This window comes from Microlunatus sagamiharensis (assembly GCF_900105785.1).
In the GTDB taxonomy this organism is placed as follows: domain Bacteria; phylum Actinomycetota; class Actinomycetes; order Propionibacteriales; family Propionibacteriaceae; genus Microlunatus; species Microlunatus sagamiharensis.
This window is the reverse complement of the sequence record NZ_LT629799.1, coordinates 306,167-327,652: the sequence shown is the minus strand read 5'-3', so window position 1 is coordinate 327,652 and position 21,486 is coordinate 306,167. Positions and strand designations below refer to the sequence as shown.

Below are 21,486 nucleotides of genomic sequence, written 5' to 3'. Positions count from 1 at the left end.
GGTGACGGCTCGGGGCGCGGTCGATGGTGGATCCCTCTTCCTATGCTGGCCCGATGGTCGACGACGCCGCAGGGTCCCGTACGCGCTGGGTGAGCACCGAGCGGGACGCGCTCGTCGCGACGCTGCGGGCGGCCGACCCCGACGCCCCCACGCTCGACGAGGGCTGGGACGTACGCCGTCTCGTCGCCCACCTCGTGCAGCGCGAGCACGACCTCGTGGCCGCGCTCGGCGACGTGGTGTCGCGTCGCGGACCGGGCGACGAGCCCGGCCTCACCCGGCTGACCGGCCGTGCCCGGAGCCCGCAGGGGTACGCGGCGCTGGTCGACCGCTTCGCCGCGGGCGCGCCGCGCTGGTCGCCCTTCAGCTGGGCGGCCGAGCAGACGAACCTGCTCGAGTACGTCATCCACCACGAGGACGTCCGCCGGGCCGGCCCGGACGCCGCCGGCCCGCGGCCGCTGCCCGAGGCGCAGCAGGACGCGGTGTGGCGCCAGCTCGGCCCGTTCGCCCTCTCGCTGCGCAGCGCGCCCGTCGGCGTCGACCTCGCACGGCCCGGCGGTCAGGTGCGGCACTCGCGGAAGCGTCCGACGGTCACCGTCACCGGCGAGCCCGTCGAGCTCGCACTGTGGACCAGCGGGCGCACGAGCGTGGCCCGGGTCGAGCTGGACGGCGAGCCCGACGCGGTCGCGCGGCTGCGGCGCTGGGCCGCGGACCGGTGAGCACGGAGGAGCCCGCGCGCCTCGAGCGGGAGCGCGACGCGCGCGGCCGCGCCCAGAACGCCCGGCCACGCGACGCCCTCGGCCGCCCGCTCCCCCGCGGCGCGGTCGGCGTCGAGCGCGTGCCGGAGGACCTCGTCCTCGCCCCCGACCCGGCGCTCGCCGAGGCCCAGCGGCTGCTCGACGCGGGCATGCCGTTCCACGCCCACGAGGTGCTCGAGGCCAGCTGGAAGGCCGCGCCGGAGGACGAGCGCGAGCTCTGGCAGGGCCTCGCCCAGCTCGCCGTCGGGCTCACCCACCTCTTGCGCGGCAACCCCCGAGGCGCGACCACGCTCCTGCAGCGCGCCCGCCGGCGGGTCGCGCTCTACGCCGACGCGCCGCCGTACGGGATCGACGTCGCCGGTCTCGTCGCCTGGTGCGACGAGGTGCTGGGCTCGCTGCCCGAGCCGAAGAGCGAGGTGCGGGTCCCGGTGCTCCGCCAACCCGCCGAGAGGTAGCTTGCCGCGCGTTCTGACGCTGGCGGGGCGCCGCAACCTACCGCTCGGCGGTCAGGAGCGGGCGATCCGGGAGCGGGCGAGCTAGGCGACCACCCGGAGGGTGGCGATGGTCGGGTCGGCCGCGTACGCGATGCGCGTGCCGGCGGCCGCGGCGCGCTGGAGGCTCTCGACCGCCTCGGCGGTGACGCGCTCCCCCGGGGCCAGGACCGGGACGCCGGGCGGGTAGGGCGCGACGAGCTCGGCGCAGACCCGGCCGACCGCCTCGCGCGCGGTCACCGTCGTCGCGGCGGCGAAGAAGGCCTCGCGCGGTGAGAGGACGATGTCCGGACGGACCGACCAGCTGGCGGCCACGGCGGTCTCGCGGGGAGCACCCGCGCGGCGACCGACGGCCTCGACGAGCGCGGTGACCAGCCGGTCGACCGTGGCCGGGGTGTCGGCGAGGCTGACGATCGGGACCAGCCAGTCGCGCTCGGCCATCTCGACCTCGACGCCGGCCTCGCGCAGGTCGCGGCCGACGGCCACCCCGTCGGCGCCGGTGCCCGCGAGACCGAGGACGAGCTTGGTGGGTTCGACCGAGCCCAGCACCGCCAGCCCGTCGACCTCCCCGAGCCGGGCGCGCGCCGCGGCGACGAGCCCGACCACGGCGCCGAGCAGCGCGGGGCCGTCGAGCTCGAGCAGCGCCCGGGCTGCATCGGTGCTGGCCAGGACCGCGCCGGCCGGGCTGGTGGTGTTGCCGGCCTCGAAGCCGAGGGCGAGCCGCTCGGGGTCGATCCGCCCGGTGCGGGCCAGGACGAGCGCGGCCTGCGAGTAGCCGGTGAGCATCTTGTGCGCGCTGGTCACGAGCGCGTCGGCGCCGGCCCGGAGGGCGTGCGGCGGCAGCGCCGGGTGGAAGCCGAAGTGCGCGCCCCACGCCGCGTCGACCAGGAGGGGCACGCCGTGCGCGTGCACGACCGCGGCGGTGCGCTCCAGCTCTCCGACCGTCCCGACGTAGGTCGGGTCGCCGACGAAGACCGCGACGACGTCGGGGCGCTCACGCAGGCACCGCTCGACGTCCGCCGCGCGGCACCCCAGCGGCAGCCCCGTCGCGGTGTCGACGCGGGTGGGCAGCCAGACGGGGTCGAGCCCCGCCAGCACCAGCCCGAGCAGCAGCGAGCGGTGCAGGGTCCGCGGCACCACGACCGCGTCGCCGGGCCGGCCGACGGCGAGCGCGAGGGCCTGGTTGCCGTGCGTGGACCCGCCGACCGAGAAGCGGGCGACGTCCGCGCCCCAGAGCACCGCCGCGCGCCGCTCGGCCTCGAGCAGGGTGCCGCCCGCGAGCGAGACCGAGTCGAGCCCGCCGTACAGGGGGACGTCGCCGGCGACGACGCGACCCATCGACGGGTTCCGCTTGTGACCGGGGATCGTGAAGGGCGCGCCGTCGGCCTCGAGCGTGCGCAGGTAGGCGTCGAGCAGCGGGGCGTCGGCCCGCAGGCGCTCCTCGTACCGCGCCTCGTGCAGAGTCATGCGCGGCATGCTGCCAGCCGTCGCCGGCGGATCCCGGAGGTACTTCGTCCGCAGCAGAGCCCGGCGACCCCGTGGGGTCGCCGGGCTCCGGCTGGTCGGCCTGCTCAGGCCGGGCGAGGTCGCGTACGACCCCGCGTCACTCCTGGACGGGCGTCGGCGCGGTCTTGTTGGCCACGCGGTTCTCGGCCTCGATCATCCAGGCGAGCTGCTCGAGGCGCTCGAGGAAGCCGTGCAGGAGGTCGGCCGTGGTCGGGTCGGCCTCGTCCACCTCGTCGTGCACCTCGCGCATGGTGCCGGCCGTCGCGTAGATCGCGGCCACGATCAGGTCGACCGTCTCGGCGGTGTCGACCTCGCCCGCCGGGAACTCGGCGATCGTCGACGTCGCCGCGATCGTGGAGGCGCGGCCGTCCGGCGTGACGTAGATCGAGCGCATCCGCTCGGCGATGTCGTCGGAGAACTCGCGCGCGGCCTCGACCAGCTCGTCGAGCTGGAGGTGCAGGTCGCGGAAGTTCTTGCCCACGACGTTCCAGTGGGCCTGCTTGCCCACGACGTGCAGGTTGATCAGGTCGACCGCGACCTTCTGCAGGTTCGCGGCCAGCTTCTCGTCGGCCTTGAAGGCCGGCTTGTAGGTGCGCTTCTTCTCGGTGGTGCTGGTGGTCATGTCCACATCCTCTCCGTCAGGTCGTGCACGAATGACAACTCCTCGTCCGTGGACGCCATTCCTCCTCCGCGCGACCTCTCACGTGGTGGACACCGGCGAAGAAGTTCCGGAGAGGCTGTGGACAACTCCCCGTTCGCCTGCGGCTCGACGCTCGGTCCGGCAACGTTCCTCCCCGGCGCTGTCGATCTTCCGACCCGGAAGGCGGCGCCGGTATGATCATGGAGGCGAACGATGAGGACCCGGATCTCGACGTCACTGGTGGCAGCCGCCCTGGCGCTGCCCCTGCTCGCCGGCTGCGGCGCCGGCAGCGGGTCGGCCGCGCCCGAGGGCTCGTCCGCCCCCGCGAGCACGGCGGCCGCACCCAGCAGCAGCGCGGCGTCGTCGAGCGCGCCCTCCGCCACCCCCACGAGCGACCCGGCGGCCGAGAAGGACCAGGTCGTCGAGACCGCGAAGGACTTCGTCACGGCGGCCTTCGGCTTCTCCTCCGACCAGAGCTACGCCGACTACCGGGACAGGCTGGAGCCGCTGATGACGAAGAAGGCACTCAGCTCCTTCGAGAAGGCCGACCTGGAGGCGGCGACGAAGACGTTCAAGACCCGCTTCGGCGGCGACGCCCGCACGAAGACGAAGTTCCTGGGCGCCCCGAAGGTCACCGGGCTGAAGGCCGAGAGCGCCACCGCGACCGTGAAGTACGAGAACCGCATCGAGGTACGGCGCGGGGGCAGCTGGAAGACGGTGCAGACGAGCCCCGACGACACCGCGAAGATCTCGATGGTCAAGCAGGACGGCCGCTGGCTGGTCGACGACCTCTGAGCGGCCGCCGGCTCAGGCGGCCGGGCGCAGCAGCAGGGCCGAGGCGCGCTCGTCCCCGGTGAAGGTGCCCGTCCAGCCGAAGCCGGAGAAGGTCAGCGTCGTCGTCGCCGGGTCGTCCGCGATGACGGCGAAGCCGTTGGCGACCGCCGTACGCCGGTAGAAGGCGAGCAGGTCGGCCGCCGACGGCGCGGTCATCACGAGGGTGACGTTGTCCGGCTGGTCGACCCGCGAGGCGACCTGGGCGCCGAAGGGGGCGAACACGCGGTCGACCGGGCCGTAGGTGAAGCCGAGCCCGGCCAGGCTGACCCCGTCCGACGGAACCTGCACCGGCGCGGTCGCCGACGGCGTCGGCGGGACGGGGACGTCCGGCCGGGGCGCCGCCCCGCAGGCGGCGAGCGTCACCACGACCAGCGCGGCGCCCAGGCTCCGACGGAGGGCCCGACGGACGGCCGGGGGCGTGAGCACCGGGCGAGAGTAGCCGCTGGCGTACGGGTCCTCGGCCGCCCGACAGGCCCCCGCGCCGGGTGGCCGGTCTTGTCGGTCCGCGCCGATACCATCGGAGGTCTGATGACCGACACCTCGCCACGGCCCGCCTCGACCGGGTCGGCACCCCTCGACCCGTCCGCGCCCGCGGCGACCCCGGCGGTGCCGGCGATCCCCGAGGAGCACCTGCTCGAGGAGCCGCGCCGCAGCCGCCTGCCCGCCGCGGTCCGCGCGATGCGCCCGCGGCAGTGGGTCAAGAACGTCCTCGTCTTCACCGCGCCCCTGGCCGCCGGCCGGCTCTTCGAGCGCGACGTCCTGCTCGGCTCGGCGCTGGCCTTCGTCGCCTTCTGCCTGATGAGCGCCACGGTCTACCTGGTCAACGACGTCCGCGACGTCGAGGAGGACCGGCTCCACCCCCGCAAGCGGTTCCGGCCCATCGCGGCCGGCGAGCTCCGCCCTCAGGCCGCGATCGTGCTGGCCGTGATCACCGGGGCGATCGGGCTCACCGTCGGCTTCCTCACCTCGCCGCAGCTCGGCGTCACGCTCGTCATCTACGTCGGGCTGCAGCTGCTCTACTCCGCCTTCCTCAAGCACCTGCCGGTCGTCGACCTGGCGATGGTCGCCTCGGGCTTCCTGCTCCGTGCGATCGCCGGCGGCGTGGCGAGCGACATCCCGCTCAGCCAGTGGTTCCTGCTGGTAGCCGCCTTCGGCTCCTTCTTCATGGTCGCCGGCAAGCGCTACTCCGAGATCAAGTCGCTCGGCAGCGAGGCGGGCACCCGCCGCTCGCTGGAGCGCTACTCGGAGTCCTACCTGCGCTTCGCGTGGATGCTCGCGGCGGCGATGGTCCTCATCTCCTACAGCCTGTGGGCCTTCACCAACGGCGGCGCCGGGGCCTTCACCATCCCCTGGACCGCCATCTCCATCGCCCCCTTCACGCTGGGGCTCCTGCAGTACGCCCTCGAGGTCGACGCCGGCCACGCCGGGGAGCCGGAGGAGGTCGTCCTGCACGACCGCGTGCTCCAGGGCGTCGGCCTGCTGTGGCTCGTGATCATCTCGATCGGAGTGTTCTCCCGATGAACGCCTTCCCCGCCGCCCCCCTGGGCAACGACCTCGACCTGCCGCACATCCGGCCCTCCGAGATCGAGCAGCAGCCGCCCATCCCGCAGCGGCTCGTGGAGATCCACGGCTGGGGCCGCGCGGCCGGCGCGATGTCGCACCTGCACGGCATCGAGTCCGTGGCGGACGCGGTGTCCGCCCTGCGGAGCAGCGCCGGGCGCGGCGTGACCCCGCGGGGCCTGGGGCGCAGCTACGGCGACGCCGCGCAGAACTCCGGCGGCGCGACGCTCGACCTCACGCACCTCGACAAGATCCTCGCCGTCGACGTCGCCGCGGAGCCGGCCACGGTCACCGTCCAGGCCGGGGTGAGCATCGACACGCTGATGAAGGCGCTGCTGCCCTTCGGGCTGTGGGTCCCGGTGCTGCCGGGCACGCGCCAGGTGACGATCGGCGGCGCCATCGCCGCCGACGTGCACGGCAAGAACCACCACACCCAGGGCAGCTTCGGCAACCACGTCCGCTCGCTCGACCTCCTCACGCCCGACGGCAGCGTGCGGACGCTCACCCGCCCCACGGGCGGCAGCTGGGAGGGTCTGGACGACGACGGGCGGCTCTTCTGGACCACCATCGGCGGCATGGGCCTGACCGGCGCGATCGTCGCCGCCGTCGTGGAGCTCCAGCGCGTCGAGACGGCGTACTTCACCGTCGACACCGACCGCTGCAGCGACATCGACGACCTGATGGCGCGGATGAGCGAGGGCGACGAGGACTACAACTACTCCGTCGCGTGGTTCGACGCCGTCACCCGCGGCAAGCACATGGGCCGGGCGGTGCTGACCCGCGGCGACAAGGCCAGGCTGTCGCAGCTCGAGCCCAAGCAGCGCCGCGACCCGCTCAAGTTCGCCGCACCCTCCTTCGGCACCATCCCCGAGGTCTTCCCCAACCGCATGGTCAACAAGCTGACGGCCAAGGCCTTCAGCGAGTTCTGGTACCGCAAGGCGCCGCAGCACCGCGTGGGCGAGCTGCAGAACATCACGCAGTTCTTCCACCCGCTCGACATCGTGGCCGAGTGGAACCGGCTCTACGGCCCGAACGGCTTCCTGCAGTACCAGTTCGCCGTGCCGTTCGACCAGCCCGAGACGTTCAAGCGGTGCTTCGAGATGATCGTGACGTCGGGCCATCTGTCCTGCCTCAACGTGCTCAAGCGCTTCGGCCCGGGCAACCTGTCGCCGCTGTCCTTCCCGATGCCGGGCTGGACGCTCACCGTCGACCTGCCCATCGAGCCCGGCCTCGACCGGCTCTGCGACGCGCTCGACGAGGAGGTCGTCGGCGCCGGCGGCCGCGTCTACCTGGCCAAGGACTCCCGGCTCACCGCGCAGCGGTTCCGCCAGATGTACCCGCGCCTGGACGACTTCCTGTCCGTGCGCAACGCGGTGGACCCGCAGCACCTCTTCAGCTCCGACCTCGCCCGCCGCCTGGAGATCTAGGTGGCTCCCCCTCGACGCTCACCCTCCGACGAAAGCAGCTCCTTGATCAACGCGACCGGCAACCCCTCCTCGCTGCTCCTGCTGGGAGGGACCTCCGACATCGCCCTGGCGATCGCGCGGAAGTACGCCCGGCGCGGCGGCCTGCGCGTCGTGCTCGCAGCGCGTCCGGGCGAGCGGCGTACGGCAGCCGCGGCCGAGCTGACCGGGCTGGGCTGCCGCGTGGCCGAGGTCGACCTCGACGCCCGCGACCACGCGTCGCACGCAGCGACGATCGAGGCGGCCTTCGCCGAGGGCGACATCGACGTGGCGGTCGTGGCCTTCGGGCTGCTGGGTGACGCCGAGCAGGCCTGGCAGGACGCCGAGCACGCGCTCGAGCTGGCCGAGGTCAACTACGCCGCCCCCGTGCACCTCGGCGTGCTGCTGGCCGAGCGCCTGAAGGCCCAGGCCCACGGCGTCATCGTGGCGCTCTCGAGCGTGGCCGGCGAGCGCGTACGCCGCTCCAACTTCGTCTACGGCTCCACCAAGGCCGGTTTCGACGGCTTCTACCTCGGTCTCGGCGAGGCACTGCGCGGCACCGGCGTCCGCGTGCTCGTCGTCCGCCCCGGCTTCGTGAAGTCGAAGATGACCGACGGTCTCGACGAGGCCCCGCTGGCCGCGACGCCCGAGGAGGTCGCCGACGCGACCGTCGACGCCGTCGCCGCCAGGCGGGAGCTGATCTGGGTGCCCGTGCCCATGCGCTTCGTCATGTCGGGGCTGCGCCACGTGCCCCGCCCGCTGTTCCGGAAGCTGCCGCTCTAGCCCGCGTCGCGCGGCGGGGCCGGACTAGGACTGTGCGGGTCGCGCTGGCGTACGCGTCGCTGTTCGGGGTCGTCGCCACGGCGGTCGCCTCGCGCCCGGCGCCGGTGCGCGACGCGTGGCTGGCCTACCTCAGCACGGACCTGGACAACCTCGCCGACCACCCGGTGCAGGCGCTCGCGGGTTCGGCGTTCGTCGCGGAGAGCGACGTGCTCGCCCTCGCCGCGCTGGCGCTGATCGGGCTCGGCGCCGCGGGGCAGGCGCTGGGCGGCCTCCGCCTCGCCGGCCTGCTCGCCTCGACCCACGTGCTCGGCACGCTCGTGAGCCAGTCCGTCCTGGCGCTGCAGATCCGCCTCGGTGACGCGCCGGGGACCGCGCGCTCCATGATCGACGTCGGACCCTCGTACGTCGTCGCCCCGGCCCTGGTCCTCGGGCTCGTGCTGGGTGCCACCGGTGGCCGGGTCGCGTCGGGGCTGGGGTTCGCTGCCCTGGCGCCCCACCTCTTCGGCGGGCTGACCCGGCTCGACGTGCCGGCCGTCGGGCACGTCGTCGCCATCGGTGCGGCGCTGCTCGCCGGGCCGGCCCTGCGACGTGACCGGCAGCGTCGGGAGCCCGATCCCCTCGCGATCGGCACGCTCGGCCAGCACCGGCAGGGATGACGGGGCGGGGCTGGGCTGGGGTGAGCTGCGCGGGGCGACCTTATGCTGAGCCGCGTACAGACCGACCGCCCGGCACGGGACCCCGCGCACGAGCCGCTGCCGACCTGGTCGGCCGCGACCGGCGAGGGGGAGGACGGACGGCATGGGGCACGCACCGGATCCGGGTTCGCTGCTGCTCACGGCCCCGGAACCGAGAGCCAGCGACCTGGCCTACCTCCAGCTGCGGGACATGGTCGTCGACCTCCGCCTGCCGCCCGGCGCCGTGCTCAACGAGCAACAGCTCGCGGCCAGCACGGGCTTCGGCCGGATGCCGGTCCGGGAGGCCCTCGCCCGGCTGGCCGTCGACCGCTTCGTCTCCGTGGTGCCCCGCCGCGGCACCTTCGTCACCCCGCTCGGGCTCGCGGAGGTGCTGGCGATGTTCGAGGCGCGCGAGGCGATCGAGTGCGGCGTCGCGCACCTCGCTGCGCGCCGGGCGACCCCGGCCCAGCTCGAGCGGCTGCGCGCGCTGGCGGACTCGGCCGACGAGGTCCGGGCCAGCGACGCCATCGAGCAGCACCTGCACGCCGACCACGCCATCCACGCCCACCTGGTGGAGATGACGTGCAACGACCTGCTCGTCGAGGCCGTCGAGCGGCTGCTGCAGCACAGCCTGCGCTTCTGGCGCTCCTACTGGACGACCCACGAGCCGCGCGGGGCGGCCATGCTCTCCCACGCCGAGCTGATCGACGCCGTCGCCGCGGGCGACTCCGACGCGGCCGAGCAGGCCATGCGCGACCACCTCGCCGTCTCGCGCGGGACGATCCAGGACGCGTTCCGGCACTGACCGTGCCGGAGCGACCTGCCGCCCGGCTCAGGCGGGGACGGCCTCGTCGAGGAAGCCGCGGACGGTGGCGAGGAAGGCGTCGCGCTCCTCGACCTGGGGCGAGTGGCCAGACTCCTCGAAGACCACGAGCCGTCCGTCGGGCACGAGGGAGGCGATGGTCTCCGACATCGACACCGGGGTGACCCAGTCGTAGCGGCCGACGGTGACGAGCACCGGGCAGCGAACCTCACCCAGCCGCGGCTTGAGGTCGTAGGCCGGCATGTTGTGCTGGAAGCACCAGTTGTGGGACTCGTGGCGGTAGATCCCGGCCTCCACCGAGGCGGCCGCGCGGGCCGGGTCCGGGTCGTGGTCGTACAGCGGGATCAGCTCGGCCCACAGCGCCTTGAGCTCGTCGTCGCTGCGGACGCGGCCCTGCCAGTAGCGGTCGAAGTGCTCCCAGTCGATCTCCACGCGGTTCTGCTGCCGCGCGTTCTCGTACGCGAGCGCAAGGTTGGACGAGTCCGGGGAGGTGTCGCGGAGCACGACGGCCTGCGTCCGGTCCGGGTGCGCGAGGGCGTACTCCAGCGCGATGAACCCGCCGTACGAACCGCCCGCGACCACGCAGCGCTCGGCCCCGGCCCACGCCCGCAGCGCGTCGACGTCGGCGACCCACTGGGCGTGGCTGTACGGCGGGACGGCTTCGCTGCGCCCGCACCCGCGGGCGTCGAAGACGAGCACGCGGAAGCGGTCGGCCAGCGGACCGAACGTCGAGCGCGGCTCGGCCATTGACCCGATCCCGCCGCCGCCGTGGTGCGCGACGAGCAGCGGCTTGGCCTGCGCCGCCTCGCTGCCGTCGTCGCCGAGGACCTCGACCTCGAGCTCCGCCCCGTTGATGCTCACCCTCATCGTGCGACTCCCTCGATCATCAGAAGATCCCGTGCCCGCCGTCGACGGCGATGGTCTGCCCGGTCACCCACGACGACGCCTCGGCGGTGAAGAACCGCACGGCGTTGGCGATGTCCTCGGGCTGCCCCAGCCGGCGCGTCGCGATGCCCGCGACGAGCGCGGCCTGGCCCTCGGGCCCGTACGACTCCCACTGGCGCTGCGTGCTCGGGTTGGAGAGGACGAAGCCGGGCGCGATGCAGTTCACCGTGATCCCGAACTGCCCCAGCTCGTGCGCGGTCTGCCGCGTCAGGCCGATCTGGCCTGCCTTGGCGCTCGCGTAGGCCTGGATGCCGGTCAGGCTCACGCTCCGGCCGGCGCCCGAGGAGATGTTGACGATCCGGCCCCAGCCGCGCGACTTCATGCCGGGCACGACGGCGCGGGTGCAGACGAACGTGCTCGTCAGGTTCGCGTCGACCACCGACCGCCAGTCGTCGTCGGTGACCTCCTCGAGCGGGCGGCCGGTCTGGCCGCGGACGCCGCCGGCGTTGTTCACGAGCACGTCGACCGGTCCGACCCGGTCGACGAACGCCCCGACCGCGGCCGCGTCGCTGACGTCGACGCGCAGCTCGCCCTCGGCCTCGAGGTCGAGGCCGTGCACGGTCGCCCCGTCGGCCTGGAGGGCGGCCACGATCGCCGCCCCGATCCCGTGCGCGGCCCCCGTCACCACCGCGGTCCGGCCTGCCAGTCCCGTCATGCGTCCACCTCTCCGAGCACCCGTTCGACGGTCGCCGCCGCCGCGAGCAGCGCGGCGTCGCCACCGCGGCGACCCATCAGCTCCACCCCGACGGGCAGGCCGTCGTCGTGGCCGCAGGGCAGCACGAGCGCGGGCCAGCCGGTGAGGTTCGCGCCCATCGAGAACAGGCCCTCGACCGCGCCCGCCTCGGAGTCGATCACCGGCGTCGTGCCCGGCGCGGTGAAGGCGACGGCGGGGCCGAGCAGCACGTCGACCCCGTCGAGCATGCGATCGGCCGCGGGCAGCAGCTCGGCCCGTCGGGCCAGCGCCGCGGCGTGCTGCTCGGGCGTCACGTCACGGCCGAGGCGCAGCAGCCGGTCGGTGTCGGGACCGAACCAGTCCGGGTCGGCGGCCAGGGCCTCGTGCTCGCGCCACGCCTCGTGGAGCAGGACCGGCTCGAAGGTCGCGTGGAGCGCCCGCAGCGGGGCGACGTCGACCTCCCTGACCTGCGCCCCGGCCGCGACGAGCCGGTCGAGCGCCGCCTGCACCGCCGCCCGGGTGCCCGGCTCGACCGCCGGGTCGGCGAGCTCGGCGACCAGCACCCCGACCCGCAGCGCCGTCGCGGCTAGGAGTGCGGGCAGCGGACCCAGGTCGGCGACCGCGCCGAGGACCCGCGCGGCCGTCGGCACGTCGACCGCGAGCACCCCGACGTGGTCGAGGGAGGGCGACAGCGGCGTGACGCCGTCGACGGGCACGAGGCCGTGGGTCGGCTTGATCCCGACGCAGCCGCAGTAGGAGGCGGGGATGCGGATCGAGCCGCCGGTGTCGGTGCCGAGCGCGGCGGCGCAGACGCCGGCGGCGACCAGGGCCGCCGAACCCCCGCTGGACCCGCCCGCGGTCCTCGTCGGGTCCGCCGGGTTCCGGGCCTCCGCGAGCCCGGGGTGCTGCGCGCCCGCGGCGTACTCGAGCAGCGCGGCGGTGGCGAAGACGTCGGCGCCGGCCGCCCGCAACCGGGCCACGACGGGTGCGTCCTGCTCCGCCGGCGCGCCCTCCGCCATGGAGCGCGGGTTGCCGTTGCCCCGGACCACCCCGGCGACGTCGATCATGTCCTTGACCGCGACCTGCACGCCGAGCAGCGGCCCGTCGGGCGCCCGACGCGGGGCGGGCAGAGCCTCGACCACCGCGGCCAGCGGTCGGCCGACCCTCTCCAGGCGCTCGTACGCGGCGAGCAGGTCGAGGTTCGCGGTCTCGCACCGCCGCTCCCCCGCCTCGATGGAGCGGACCAGCGCCGCGACCTGGTGGACCAGCGGCCCGCCGACGGCGTCGAGGTCGTCGACCTCGGTCTTGCGGTGCCGGACGGCGAGGTCGCGCCAGACCCCGGTCCGCGCCTTGCCGCTCGCGGCGTTGAAGGCGACGAGCCGCTCCAGCGAACCCTCCAGGTCGCCGGGGTCGAAGCCGTCGAACGTCTCGAGCCGCACGGGTGCCCGCTCGACGACCTCGCGGGCCAGCGCCAGGAACAGCGGCCGGTACGCGGCCGCGCCCAGCGCCTCGGCGATGGTCAGGTCGGAGACGGCGGTGGCGAAGAGCATCGCCCCGTACGCCTCCTTGCTCCACAGGTAGCCGTCGATGTTGTCGGTCGCCTCGGCGTACGGGAGCAGCGCGGCCACCTCACGCACCCGATCGCTGATCCCGCCGCCCGGCTCGCCGACCCGGACGGTCGCGACGTTGCCCTGCGCGACCACGCCCGGCTCGACGACGTCGGCCCCGAAGTTGACGAAGGCGCTGACCCGCCGGCCGGGCCCGAGCACGTCGTCGACCACCGCGCCGGTCATGCCGTTCTGCAGGGTGACGACGTAGCCGTCGGGCGCCAGCCGGTGGCGCAGCGGCTCGAGCGCCGCCCGCGTGTGGTGGGACTTCACGGCCAGCAGCACGCGGTCGACCCGCTCGGGCAGCGCGGTCGGGAGCACCGCCGTGACCGGCACGACGACGTCCTGCCCGGTGACGTCCTGCGGCTGGCGCGCGATCGTGAGGCCGGCCGCATCGAGCGCGGCCACCTGGTCGGGGTCGGCGTCGCACAGCAGGACGTCGTGACCACCTCGTACGAGGTGGGCCGCGACCACGCCACCCACCGCTCCCGCCCCGACCACGACCGTGCGCACGGCTGAAGCATGCGGGGCGGCGGGGGGTACCGCAAGCCGACACGAAGCCTTAACATCCACGTGACTTACTGCTGATATCTCAGTACTCGTTCAGCCTTCGCCTGCTGCTCGACCGCTCACCACCCCGCTCGACACCCCGCCTGACGACCATCCGCCCCACCCTCGGAGGACCTCGTGCGCAAGCCCCTCGCCGCCCTCGTCACCGCCGTGCTCTGCCTCGGCGGAGCCGCGGCCTGTGCCGACAACGGCTCCACCCCGTCGACCTCGACCTCCGGCGCCGCCGGGGGCGACCTCGTGATCGTCCGGCCCCAGGACAGCGTCTCGATGGACAACACGATGGTGTTCTCCAACTCCTCGATCTGGGTCTTCCAGCAGATGTTCGAGTCGCTCTACGAGGTCACGCCCGACGGCAAGGACGTCAAGCCGCTGCTGGCCGAGAGCCACACGCTCAGCGACGACAAGCTGACCTGGACCTTCAAGCTCAAGCAGGGCGTGAAGTTCAGCAACGGCCAGCCGATGACCTCGGCGGACGTGAAGTTCAGCCTGGACAAGGCCCGCGCGACCAAGGGCGGCTGGGAGTTCCTCGACGTGGCGATCAAGTCGGTCGAGGCGCCCGACGACGCGACCGTGGTGATCAAGACCAAGTACCCGTGGTCCCCGCTGCTGGCCGATCTCGCGAACTTCAACAACGCGGTCCTGCCGAAGGACTACGCCGGCAAGAGCCACGACGACTTCTACAAGGCCCCGATCGGGACCGGCCCGTTCGTCTGGGACCACTGGAACAAGGGCACCGAGATCCAGCTGAAGAAGAACCCCACCTACTGGGACGCGGGCAAGCCGGCTCTGGACAGCGTGACCTGGAAGGTCGTCCCCGACGACAACTCGCGCAACGTGCAGATCCAGGGCGGCCAGGCGCAGATCAACGAGAACCCGCCGTTCTCGACGCTCGAGCAGCTCAAGGGCCAGCCGAACGTCAAGGTCGACCTCTTCCCCAGCACCAAGACCGACTACATCATGATGAACCAGAACGAGAAGCCGTACGACGACGTGCACGTGCGCCGGGCGATCTCCTACGCCATCGACCGCGAGGCCCTGGTCAAGACGCTGCTCTTCGGCAACGGGACGCCCGCGAACTCGTTCCTCATGCCGAACGTCCCCTTCTACGACGCGGCGACGCCGGGCATCACGTACGACATGGCCAAGGCCAAGGAGGAGATGGCCCAGTCCTCGGTGCCGAACGGCTTCTCGACGACCTTCCTCGCCTCCTCCGGCGACAGCACCGACCAGGCGCTCGCCCAGGTCCTGCAGTCCTCGCTCAAGGAGCTGGGCATCGACATGAAGATCCAGAACGTCGACCCGAGCGCGGCGCACGACCTGCAGCAGGAGCAGAAGTACCAGATCAGCCACTCCTACTGGACGATGGACATCGCCGACCCCGACGAGCTCGTCACCTTCGCGGTCGACCCCGACGCCGGCAGCCACTCCTTCTACACCAGCTATGACAACCCGACCGTCATCGCCGACACGAAGAAGGCGCAGCAGACCTTCGACACGGCCGGGCGCCAGGAGCTCTACTCCGCGATCCAGAAGCAGGCCGCCGAGGACGCCTTCATGGGCTTCCTCTACTACTCCCCCTTCAGCTACGCCTACAGCACCAAGGTGAGCGGCTTCCAGGTCTACCCGACCGGGAACTACCACCTCGAAGACGTGACGCTCGGCTCGTGAGGCACGTCGCGTACGTCGGCCGTCGGCTGCTCTCGACCGTCCCGGTCCTGCTCGGCATCTCGGTGATCGTGTTCTTCCTGATCCACCTGGTGCCGGGCGACCCGGCCCGCACGCTGCTCGGCGTGCGGGCCACGGACGAGGCCGTCGCCGCGCTGCACGTGAAGTTCGGGCTGGACCGCCCGATCTGGGAGCAGTACCTGTCGTTCCTGGGCCGGCTGCTCCACGGCGACCTCGGGCGCTCGATCCTGTACGACACCGACGTCAGCTCGCTGCTGGCCGACCGGCTCCCGGCGACGCTGTGGCTGCTCGTCGCGGCGACGGTGCTGGCGCTGCTGATCAGCGTTCCGCTGGCCGTCCTCGCCGCGACGCACCGCGACCGGATCGCCGACCAGGTGGTGCGGGCCGTGCCGCTCGTCGGGCTGGGCATGCCGACCTTCTGGGTCGGGATCATGCTCGTGCTGCTGCTGGCGCTCAAGGTGCACGCCTTCCCGGTGTCGGGCTTCGGCAAGACCCCGGTGCAGCACCTCAGCTCGATCGTGCTGCCCGGGCTGACCATCGCGCTGGCCCTGACGCCGATCCTCATCCGCAGCCTGCGGACGTCCATGATCGGCGTGCTCGACAGCGACTACGTCGTGACCGCGCGCGCCAAGGGGCTGTCCCACCGCCGCGTGATCACCGCGCACACGCTGCGCAACGCCGCGGTCTCCTCGATCACCGTGCTCGGCGTCAACATCGCCTACCTCGTGGGCAGCACGCTGGTCGTCGAGCGCGTCTTCGCGCTACCGGGGATGGGCACGATGATGCTCGACGCGATCTTCAACCGGGACTTCCCCGTGGTGCAGGGTGTGACGCTCGTCTTCGCGCTGATGGTCGTCGCGGTCAACCTGCTGACCGACCTCGCCCACGCCGCCCTCGACCCGCGGATCGAGCTCGCATGAGCGCCGCCCCACTCACCGCAGGCCCCGTGGGTCCCGGCGAGCCCACCCAGCCGCTCCAGCCGCTCGGTCCGACCCAGCCGTCCCGGCTGCCCTGGCTCCGCAACCGCACCGGCGACGGCGTGCTGCGGCTCAACCCGACGCTGGTCATCGGGCTCTCGCTGCTGGTCGTGATCATCCTGGCCGGCGTGCTCGCGCCGGTGCTGAGCCCGTGGGACCCGATCAAGCAGGACCTGACCGCGTCCCTGCAGCCGCCCGGCAACGGGCACCTGCTCGGCACCGACCAGCTCGGGCGCGACGTCTTCACCCGGCTCCTGTACGCCGCCCGCGTCGACCTGCGGGTGGGGGCACTCGCCGTGCTGTTCCCGTTCATCATCGGGACGACGCTCGGGCTGCTGGCGGGCTGGTTCGGCGGGTGGTTCGACCTGGTGCTGATGCGCGTCGTCGACATGGTCGTCGCGTTCCCGTCCTTCGTGCTGATCATCGCCCTGGTCTTCGCGCTCGGGCAGGGCACGGCGAGCATCTACATCGCGATCACGCTCGTCGGCTGGGTCGCGTACGCCCGCATCGTGCGCGGCGAGGTGCTGGTCGCACGCGAGCAGGAGTACGCGCTCGCCGCCCGGGCCAGCGGGCTGCCGACCTGGCGGATCCTGCTGCGGCACCTGCTACCGAACGTGCTGCTGCAGGCGTTCGTCTTCGCCATGAGCGACGTGGTGCTCTCGATCCTGGCCATCGTCACGCTCGGCTACCTCGGCCTCGGCGTCCCGCCGCCCACCCCCGACTGGGGCTCGATGATCTCGGAGGGTCAGAACTTCGTGTTCACCAAGTGGTACCTGACCGCGGTGCCCGGTCTCGCCGTGGTCGTCACCGGCCTCGCCCTCGCGCTCGTCGCCGACGGCGTCGTGCAGCGGAGCGGACGACGGTGAGCACCCTCGTGGACGGACCCGTGCGCGAGCCGCGCAGCGCCCCGGCGGTGGGCACCCCGGTGCTCGAGCTGCACGACGTCGACGTCGAGATCCCGCTCCCCTCGGGCCGGCTGCACGCCGTGCGTGGGGTGTCGCTGACCGCGTACGCCGGGCAGGCCCTCGGGCTGGTCGGCGAGTCCGGGTCGGGCAAGAGCCTGACCCTGCGCGCGGCGATGGACCTGCTGCCGTCGCCGGCGGTGATCACCGGCGGCAGCGTCGTCGTGGCGGGCACGGACGTGACCGGGATGCGCCCGGCGCAGCGCCGCGAGCACATCTCCTCGACGATGGCGATGATCTTCCAGGACGCGCTCACCGCGCTGAACCCGACGATGCGCATCGGCGACCAGGTCGCCGAGGTGCCGCGCCAGCGGCTCGGCATGAGCCGGACCGAGGCCCGGGCCCGGGCGCTCGACCTGCTCGCGCAGGTCGGGATCCGCGACCCCGAGCAGCGCTACCGCGCCTTCCCCCACGAGCTGTCGGGCGGCATGCGGCAGCGCGTCTGCATCGCCATCGCGCTGTCGGCGGAGCCGGGCCTGATCCTGGCGGACGAGCCCACCACGGCGCTCGACGTGACGATCCAGAAGCAGGTGCTCGACGTGCTCGGCCGGCTCCGTCGCGACGACGGCGTCGGGCTGGTGCTGGTGACGCACGACCTCGCGGTCGTCAGCAGCACCTGCTCCGAGCTCGACGTCATGTACGGCGGGCGGGTCGTCGAGGAGGGCGCGACCGAGGTGCTGCTGTCGGCCCCGCGGCACCCGTACACGGCGGCGCTGCTGCGCTCGGTCCCCGACCCGGACGCCCCCGTGCACCGGCTGCTGACGATCCCCGGCGCACCGCCGGACCTGCTGCAGCCGATCGGGGGGTGCGCGTTCGCCCCGCGCTGCCCCGCGGTCGTGGACCGCTGCCGTACGGAGCGACCGCCGCTGATGCCGCTCTCCGCCGGGCACACCAGCGCCTGCTGGCGGGCGCACGAGCCGCAGGAGTGGCCGGGGCAGGTCGGCGAGGCAGCGGTCGAGGGGGTGCACGGATGAGCGCGAGCCCTTCGACAGGCTCAGGGAGCGTGGAGACAGGAGCAGGGGGCGGCGAGGAGGTCCTCGCGGTCGAGGGCCTGGTCCAGCACTTCCGCGGGCGCGGGAGCGCGTGGGGACGGTTGCGGGGCCGACCGCCGAAGGTCGTCAAGGCGGTCGACGGGGTCGACCTCGTGCTGCACCGCGGCGAGACGCTCGGGCTGGTCGGCGAGTCCGGCTGCGGCAAGTCGACGCTCAGCCGCTGCGCCGCCGGGCTCTACACGCCGACGAGCGGCGTCGTCCGCTACGCCGGGCAGCCCCTGCACGGGGCGCCCGACCGTGCGCAGCGCCGCCTGGTGCAGATGGTGTTCCAGGACCCGTACAGCTCGCTGAACCCGCGGATGACCGTCGGGCAGACGCTGAGCGAGATCCTGACCTACCACCGCCTGGTGCCGCGGGCCCAGGTGCGGACGCGGGTCGGCGAGCTGATCGACCTCGTGGGCCTGCCGACGCGCGCGGTCGACCAGCTGCCCCGCTCGTTCTCGGGCGGGCAGCGCCAGCGCATCGGCATCGCCCGGGCGCTGGCCCTCGAGCCGCAGGTGCTGATCGCCGACGAGCCGGTGTCCGCACTCGACGTGTCGGTGCAGGCCACGATCATCAACCTGCTGCTGGACCTCAAGGAGACGCTGGGGCTCTCGATGCTCTTCGTCTCCCACAACATGGCGGTCGTCCGCCAGATCAGCGACCGGATCGCCGTCATGCACGACGGCGTCGTGGTCGAAGAAGGAGACACGCCCGAGGTGTTCGAGCACCCCCAGCACGACTACACGCGGCTCCTGCTCGCGTCGGTCCCCCGCATCGGCGGCACGCCCGCCCCCGCACCCGCCACCGCCGGGAGGGACCTCCGGTGAGCGTCACCCCCTCCGTCATCGGCTCCGAGCGCAGCGAGATCGGCCTGCCCGCGGCCGCCGCCGTCCTCCGCTCCGGCGGCTCGGCCCTCGACGCGGTCGAGGCCGCGCTGCGGGCCTGCGAGGACAACCTGGCCGACCACTACGTCGGCACCGCCGGGCTGCCCAATGCGCGCGGCGTCGTCGAGCTCGACGCGTCGGTCATGGTCGGCTCGAGCCGGGCCTTCGGCGCGGTCGGCGCCCTGCAGGGTTACCCGAACCCGATCTCCGTCGCCCGCGCCGTGATGGAGCGGCTCCCGCAGCACTGCCTGCTCGTGGGCGAGGGGGCGGCGAACTTCGCCGCGGAGTGCGGGTTCGCGACCGCAGACCTCACCACCGAGGAGTCCCGGCGGATGTTCGCCGAGGCCCTCTCGGAGGCGAACTCCGGCGCCAACGTCGAGGGCGAGCGCGAGGAGGGCAGCGCGGGCGACCGGGCGTACCGGCAGGCCGCGCTCGACCTGGTCCGCCGCTTCGCCCCGCACGACGGGCCGTGGGGCACGATCAACGTGCTCGCGCTCGACGCCTCGGGCGAGCTCGTCGTCGGCGTCTCGACGAGCGGTTACCCCTGGAAGTACCCGGGCCGACTGGGCGACACCCCGCTGCCCGGGTCGGGCACCTGGGCCGACCTCCGCGGCGGCGGCGCGGCCTGCACCGGCCGTGGCGAGCTGAGCATGCGCTCGGGCACCGCCCGGACGGTCGTCGAGGCGCTGCGCCGCGGCGAGGACGTCGAGCAGGCGTGCCGCGAGGCGCTGGCCGACGCCGCGACCCTGCCCGACACGTTCCGCTCCGAGCTGCGCGTGCTGGCCCTGACCCCGGACGGTCGTCACGGCGGGGCCGCGGGCTCTGCGAGCGCCACGTACGCGCTGATGACGCCCGACCACGACGAACCCGAGATCTGCCGAAGGAGCGTGCTGTGAAGGTCTTCCTGTCCTCCGACATGGAGGGCACCGCCGGCGTCGTCGACTGGAGCCAGTGCCTGGCGCCCCAGCCGGAGTACCAGTACTACCGGGGGCTGCTGCAGGACGAGGTGAACGCCGCGATCGACGGTGCCATGGCCGGCGGCGCGTCCGAGGTGCTGGTCAACGACTCGCACTCCACGATGCAGAACCTGCGCCCCGACGCCCTGCACGGCCGCGCCCGCTACCTGTCCGGGCGGCACAAGCCGCTGTACATGATGCAGGGGCTCGACCCGTCGTTCGACGCCGTGTTCTTCGTCAGCTACCACGGCTCGATGGCCAGCGAGGCCTCGACGCTGTCGCACACCTACAACCCGCGCGCGATCGCCCGCGTCCGGCTGAACGGCATCGAGGTCGGCGAGTCGGGCATCAACATGCTCGTCGCGCTCGGCCACGGCGTACCCGTCGTCCTGGTCACCGGCGACGACACCACGGCCGAGGAAGCCGCGCGGATCAGCCCCGGGATCGTGCCCGCGGTGGTGAAGCACTCGGTGAGCCGGTTCGCCGCCGAGTCGCTGCACCCGGAGGAGGCCAAGGCCCTCATCGAGGACGCGGCCCGGCGGGCGGTCGAGGGGGTGGGTTCACGGGACAAGAAGGAGCTGCTGCCCCAGATCACCCTGCCCGCGACGCTCGAGGTCCTCTTCCTCACCGGGGACATGGCCGAGATGGCCACCTGGATCAACGGCGTCACGCGGGTCGACGCCCGCACCGTGACCATGAGCGACGACGACCCGATCCGGCTGTTCCGGACGTTCATCACCGCCGTCCTCCTGACCCGGGCGATCGTGGAATGAGCGCGCGCCTGGAGGGACGGGTCGCGCTGGTCACCGGCGCGGCCGGCGGCATCGGTGCGGCGATCGCCCGCGGCATGGCCGCCGAGGGCGCGCGCGTCGTGGTCGCGGACGTGCAGGACGGCGCCCGGACCGTCGGCGAGATCGAGGCCGCGGGTGGGCAGGCGATCGCGGTGGGCTGCGACGTCGCGGAGCCCGACCAGGTCGACGCCGCGGTCGCCGCGGCGGTCGAGGCGTACGGCTCGCTCGACGTGCTCGTGAACGACGCGGGCATCTCGGGCGGTTCCGGACCGGCGCACGAGCTCGACGTGGAGACCTGGCTGCGCTGCGTCGCGGTGAACCTGACCGGCCCGTTCCTCTGCGTCCGAGCGGCGATGCCGCACCTGCTCGCCTCGGGTCGCGGCCGGGTGATCAACATCGCCTCGACGTACGGCATCGTCGGCGCCCCGTGGGCACCGGCCTACTGCGCCACCAAGGGCGGCGTGGTGAACCTGACGCGCCAGCTGGCGGTCGACTACTCACCCCTGGGCGTGCGGGTGAACGCGATCCTGCCCGGCTACATCGACACCGACATGGGCGGCTACCGCGCGAGCCTCGGCCCGGAGGGTGCGGCCGCGGCCAACGCCCGCCGCGACGCGGCCGCCGCGCTGCAGCCCATCGGCCGCCAGGCGAGCGCCGAGGAGGTCGCGAACGTGGCCGTGTTCCTCGCGAGCGACGAGTCGTCGTTCATGACCGGCGCGATCGTCCCGGTCGACGGCGGCTGCACGGTGACGTTCCGACACCCGTAGCTCTACCTCCTGTCCTCGCTCCGCTCGGACGCGGATCCCGCTCTGACCCTTCGCCTTCCTCCCCGCGCGTGACGACGAAAAGCGTGTCGTCACGCTCCGCTCGTCCAGGCGAAGGCACGGGATCCG

At 73.4% G+C, this 21,486-nt stretch carries 22 protein-coding genes; 16 read left to right on the top strand and 6 right to left on the bottom strand.

Features of this window, described 5'->3' with window-relative positions; genetic code table 11:
• The first annotated feature begins 53 nt into the window (after nt 1–53).
• Both BLU42_RS01480 and BLU42_RS01475 read left to right on the top strand, forming a co-directional pair.
• Nucleotides 54–716, top strand: a complete 663-nt coding sequence (locus BLU42_RS01480) for a TIGR03085 family metal-binding protein (RefSeq protein WP_157719711.1) — start codon at nt 54–56, stop codon at nt 714–716.
• Nucleotides 713–1,210: a DUF309 domain-containing protein gene (locus tag BLU42_RS01475; protein ID WP_091072735.1), complete on the top strand. Its 498-nt coding sequence runs from the start codon at nt 713–715 to the stop codon at nt 1,208–1,210. The genes BLU42_RS01480 and BLU42_RS01475 overlap by 4 nt, the downstream gene beginning before the upstream one ends.
• Before the next feature lie 81 nt (nt 1,211–1,291).
• Here the strand turns inward: BLU42_RS01475 and BLU42_RS01470 are convergent, their stop codons facing one another.
• Both BLU42_RS01470 and BLU42_RS01465 read right to left on the bottom strand, forming a co-directional pair.
• Entirely contained in the window at nt 1,292–2,713 is a 1,422-nt protein-coding gene (locus tag BLU42_RS01470; protein ID WP_091079042.1) for an aminotransferase class I/II-fold pyridoxal phosphate-dependent enzyme, read from the bottom strand.
• Between the two features lie 136 nt (nt 2,714–2,849).
• Complete coding sequence (locus BLU42_RS01465) at nt 2,850–3,374, bottom strand: Dps family protein (protein WP_091079039.1); 525 nt, start codon at nt 3,372–3,374, stop codon at nt 2,850–2,852.
• Between the two features lie 231 nt (nt 3,375–3,605).
• Between BLU42_RS01465 and BLU42_RS01460 the strand changes: the two genes are divergently transcribed.
• Complete coding sequence (locus BLU42_RS01460; protein ID WP_157719710.1) at nt 3,606–4,187, top strand: hypothetical protein; 582 nt, start codon at nt 3,606–3,608, stop codon at nt 4,185–4,187.
• 12 nt (nt 4,188–4,199) lie between these two features.
• On the opposite strand, the gene BLU42_RS01455 is transcribed toward BLU42_RS01460, so the two are convergent.
• Nucleotides 4,200–4,652: a hypothetical protein gene (locus BLU42_RS01455; protein WP_091072730.1), complete on the bottom strand. Its 453-nt coding sequence runs from the start codon at nt 4,650–4,652 to the stop codon at nt 4,200–4,202.
• A 102-nt stretch (nt 4,653–4,754) separates the two neighbouring features.
• On the opposite strand from BLU42_RS01455, the gene BLU42_RS01450 reads away from it, so the two are divergent.
• The 5 genes from BLU42_RS01450 to BLU42_RS01430 all read left to right on the top strand — a co-directional run bounded on the left by BLU42_RS01450 (nt 4,755) and on the right by BLU42_RS01430 (nt 9,490).
• Nucleotides 4,755–5,747, top strand: a complete 993-nt coding sequence (locus tag BLU42_RS01450; RefSeq protein ID WP_091072728.1) for a decaprenyl-phosphate phosphoribosyltransferase — start codon at nt 4,755–4,757, stop codon at nt 5,745–5,747.
• On the top strand, nt 5,744–7,213 hold the full coding sequence (locus tag BLU42_RS01445; RefSeq protein WP_091072725.1) for an FAD-binding oxidoreductase: 1,470 nt from the start codon (nt 5,744–5,746) through the stop codon (nt 7,211–7,213). Before BLU42_RS01450 ends, BLU42_RS01445 begins: the two co-directional genes overlap by 4 nt.
• A 42-nt stretch (nt 7,214–7,255) precedes the next feature.
• Entirely contained in the window at nt 7,256–8,011 is a 756-nt protein-coding gene (locus BLU42_RS01440) for a decaprenylphospho-beta-D-erythro-pentofuranosid-2-ulose 2-reductase (RefSeq protein WP_091072723.1), read from the top strand.
• 32 nt (nt 8,012–8,043) lie between these two features.
• On the top strand, nt 8,044–8,667 hold the full coding sequence (locus tag BLU42_RS01435; RefSeq protein WP_091072719.1) for a rhomboid-like protein: 624 nt from the start codon (nt 8,044–8,046) through the stop codon (nt 8,665–8,667).
• A 142-nt stretch (nt 8,668–8,809) separates the two neighbouring features.
• Nucleotides 8,810–9,490 (top strand): GntR family transcriptional regulator, encoded by a 681-nt coding sequence (locus BLU42_RS01430; protein WP_091072716.1) that lies wholly within the window; start codon nt 8,810–8,812, stop codon nt 9,488–9,490.
• A 27-nt stretch (nt 9,491–9,517) separates the two neighbouring features.
• Here BLU42_RS01430 and BLU42_RS01425 read toward each other — a convergent pair whose 3' ends face one another.
• The 3 genes from BLU42_RS01425 to BLU42_RS01415 are packed head-to-tail and all read right to left on the bottom strand — an operon-like array spanning nt 9,518 to nt 13,246.
• Nucleotides 9,518–10,375, bottom strand: coding sequence for an alpha/beta fold hydrolase (locus BLU42_RS01425; protein ID WP_091072710.1), 858 nt, complete (start codon nt 10,373–10,375; stop codon nt 9,518–9,520).
• Between the two features lie 19 nt (nt 10,376–10,394).
• The gene (locus BLU42_RS01420; protein ID WP_091072707.1) at nt 10,395–11,108 is read right to left on the bottom strand and encodes an SDR family NAD(P)-dependent oxidoreductase; all 714 of its coding nucleotides are present in this window, start codon (nt 11,106–11,108) and stop codon (nt 10,395–10,397) included.
• Nucleotides 11,105–13,246 (bottom strand): amidase family protein, encoded by a 2,142-nt coding sequence (locus BLU42_RS01415; RefSeq protein ID WP_157719709.1) that lies wholly within the window; start codon nt 13,244–13,246, stop codon nt 11,105–11,107. Before BLU42_RS01415 ends, BLU42_RS01420 begins: the two co-directional genes overlap by 4 nt.
• Nucleotides 13,247–13,420: 174 nt before the next feature.
• Between BLU42_RS01415 and BLU42_RS01410 the strand changes: the two genes are divergently transcribed.
• Genes BLU42_RS01410 through BLU42_RS01375 form a run of 8 tightly spaced genes read left to right on the top strand, consistent with a single transcriptional unit; the run spans nt 13,421 to nt 21,360 of the window.
• A complete protein-coding gene (locus BLU42_RS01410) occupies nt 13,421–14,971 on the top strand; it encodes an ABC transporter substrate-binding protein (RefSeq protein ID WP_091072702.1) in 1,551 nt (516 codons plus the stop codon).
• A complete protein-coding gene (locus BLU42_RS01405) occupies nt 14,968–15,909 on the top strand; it encodes an ABC transporter permease (RefSeq protein ID WP_091072699.1) in 942 nt (313 codons plus the stop codon). The genes BLU42_RS01410 and BLU42_RS01405 overlap by 4 nt, the downstream gene beginning before the upstream one ends.
• Entirely contained in the window at nt 15,906–16,832 is a 927-nt protein-coding gene (locus BLU42_RS01400; RefSeq protein WP_091072696.1) for an ABC transporter permease, read from the top strand. Before BLU42_RS01405 ends, BLU42_RS01400 begins: the two co-directional genes overlap by 4 nt.
• Complete coding sequence (locus BLU42_RS01395) at nt 16,829–17,902, top strand: ABC transporter ATP-binding protein (RefSeq protein ID WP_172825726.1); 1,074 nt, start codon at nt 16,829–16,831, stop codon at nt 17,900–17,902. The genes BLU42_RS01400 and BLU42_RS01395 overlap by 4 nt, the downstream gene beginning before the upstream one ends.
• Before the next feature lie 29 nt (nt 17,903–17,931).
• Nucleotides 17,932–18,789: an ATP-binding cassette domain-containing protein gene (locus tag BLU42_RS01390; protein ID WP_197680570.1), complete on the top strand. Its 858-nt coding sequence runs from the start codon at nt 17,932–17,934 to the stop codon at nt 18,787–18,789.
• On the top strand, nt 18,786–19,742 hold the full coding sequence (locus BLU42_RS01385; RefSeq protein ID WP_091072686.1) for a N(4)-(beta-N-acetylglucosaminyl)-L-asparaginase: 957 nt from the start codon (nt 18,786–18,788) through the stop codon (nt 19,740–19,742). The genes BLU42_RS01390 and BLU42_RS01385 overlap by 4 nt, the downstream gene beginning before the upstream one ends.
• Nucleotides 19,739–20,575 carry a M55 family metallopeptidase gene (locus tag BLU42_RS01380; RefSeq protein WP_091072680.1) on the top strand — a complete coding sequence of 279 codons (837 nt, stop codon included), beginning with the start codon at nt 19,739–19,741 and terminating at the stop codon, nt 20,573–20,575. Before BLU42_RS01385 ends, BLU42_RS01380 begins: the two co-directional genes overlap by 4 nt.
• On the top strand, nt 20,572–21,360 hold the full coding sequence (locus BLU42_RS01375; RefSeq protein WP_091072677.1) for an SDR family NAD(P)-dependent oxidoreductase: 789 nt from the start codon (nt 20,572–20,574) through the stop codon (nt 21,358–21,360). The genes BLU42_RS01380 and BLU42_RS01375 overlap by 4 nt, the downstream gene beginning before the upstream one ends.
• The last annotated feature ends 126 nt before the right edge of the window (nt 21,361–21,486 follow it).